This window comes from Pseudoalteromonas sp. HF66, assembly GCF_011806445.1.
GTDB classification, from domain to species: domain Bacteria; phylum Pseudomonadota; class Gammaproteobacteria; order Enterobacterales; family Alteromonadaceae; genus Pseudoalteromonas; species Pseudoalteromonas apostichopi.
In genome coordinates this window covers 1-1,776 of the sequence record NZ_JAATOU010000039.1, presented here as the reverse complement: position 1 = coordinate 1,776, position 1,776 = coordinate 1, and the positions used below count along the sequence as shown (strand labels likewise).

3 protein-coding genes are annotated in these 1,776 nt (G+C 38.0%); 1 reads left to right on the top strand and 2 read right to left on the bottom strand.

From position 1 onward, the window contains the following. Window positions 1-101: 101 nt before the first annotated feature. Both HCZ11_RS19475 and HCZ11_RS19470 read right to left on the bottom strand, forming a co-directional pair. On the bottom strand, window positions 102-689 hold the full coding sequence (locus tag HCZ11_RS19475) for a hypothetical protein (protein ID WP_167659250.1): 588 nt from the start codon (window positions 687-689) through the stop codon (window positions 102-104). Between the two features lie 94 nt (window positions 690-783). Beyond that, window positions 784-1,221, bottom strand: a complete 438-nt coding sequence (locus HCZ11_RS19470; protein WP_167659249.1) for a hypothetical protein — start codon at window positions 1,219-1,221, stop codon at window positions 784-786. Between the two features lie 124 nt (window positions 1,222-1,345). On the opposite strand from HCZ11_RS19470, the gene HCZ11_RS19465 reads away from it, so the two are divergent. After that, window positions 1,346-1,776: transposase (locus HCZ11_RS19465; RefSeq protein WP_167659248.1), on the top strand; the 431-nt coding region annotated here is incomplete at its 3' end.

Genomic DNA, 1,776 nt, shown 5'->3' with positions numbered 1-1,776 from the left:
TAACGCCTTACTAATGGGCGCAAAATGTAGCTTGGCTAAACTTAGCGACGAAGGAGCACAAGCCAAGCATTTTGCGTCCTTTTGAGTAACTTGTTATATGGCTATTTGCTGTCTAGCCAACACTTAGAAAATACTATGTTATTAGAGTTTGAAACAACAAGTTTATGCACATAATTTAAACCATGGGCAGGTTCTGGGTCTTTACCAACCATATACACAGTATTAGATGAGGAAACCATTTTTTCATTAATACTTACCGATGCATCATTATTTAGTAATACTCCTTCGAATAATCCTTGGTAACCTGCCATAACATGAATTGCTTTATTTAATTCTTGCCCACGCAATCCTTCTGTCGGTATCCAAAGGCTTGAATGATCAACAAGTTTGTTTGGTGGCAATTCAGACAAGCTATTAATTATGAATGCTTTTGCATTTTTTAAATAAGGCTTATGAGTTGCCATATTTCTTTCAACAAAGTTTATTGCTTTTGAAACAGAAACAATAACTTTTGAGTTGTTAGTTTTATAGAAAATAGCAGGTAGCTCGTAAGATTCGGGATGGCTTAAATTGGATTTCCATTTAACTGGATATTGATTTGACTCACAAGGATCGGTTTCAGCGTTCACAAAGCTAGAAACTAAAAATACTAATGAGACTAAAATTTTCTGCATACTTTCACTAGCCATATAACACCCGTTTAAGAGGCGTAAAATGCATGGCTATAATTAAGCGAAGAATGAGCGCAAGCCATGCTTTTTGCGTCCTTTCTTGAAACGTTTGTTATGTGCCAATTTGCTTTGACAAGAAACGTGTTACTCTCAGACGTTCCTGTTCATAGTATTCTTCACGTTTTTCCATATGGATAGTCGGCCCACAAGAACCAACAAAAAGCCCATTTTCATCAGGAATAGCAAATACTACATATTTAACTTTTTCTTCGAATGGAAAACCACATGCAGCAGAATCCATTCTTGTTGTAACCTTAATTTTTTCAGCAGTCATTCCTTTATAACTTTGCTCTACAACTAAAGTGACGGCTTTCAACTTTGAATACTTAAACCAGCCATCTTCTTTCACTTTTATGGTATCGATCGATTCGACGACCCCAGAGAAAACCACTGGATAATCTTTAAATGCTTCTTCAATGTCGTATCCCATGCAACTACAAGCTAAAGAATGGAAAGAGATTAAAGAAAACAAAAAGACTAAAACTTTCACCCACACTCTCCTTGGCACATAGACATAATGACTCCCACACGGTGCTAGCCTCCGCCTTTTCGTGGGTTAGCTTAAAGCCAGAGCCATAATTAGTTTGTCAAAGAACTAAACAGCAGAGGCTAGCATGACTAAACATAACATACTTTTCATTGGCTTAGATACTCATAAAGAGTTCGTTGAAGTTGCTTACATTGAAGATAATCGGGGTGCAACCCCCATTCATTTTGGACGAATATCTTCAGCCAAGTTAGCTATAAAGAAGCTCATTCGTCAGTTTGAGTCTAAATATCCCAGTGCAACTTTGCATTTCGTTTATGAAGCTGGTCCTTGTGGTTACTGGATTTATCGCTTAATTACTTCTCTTGGACATTGCTGTTACGTAGTTGCTCCTTCGCTTATCCCTAAAAAGCCTGGCGAGCGTATTAAAACCGATAAGCGTGATGCGCTTAAGTTAGCTAAATTACTCAAGTCTGAAGATTTAACCCCTATTTATGTGCCTGAGCCTGAAGACGAGGCCGTTCGTGATTTATCTCGCGCCCGTGAAGTCGCGATGAA

Bases quoted from the DNA above. Each gene is read 5' to 3' on its own strand.
- HCZ11_RS19475 (WP_167659250.1), bottom strand. From the start codon at position 689: ATGGCTAGTGAAAGTATGCAGAAAATTTTAGTCTCATTAGTATTTTTA.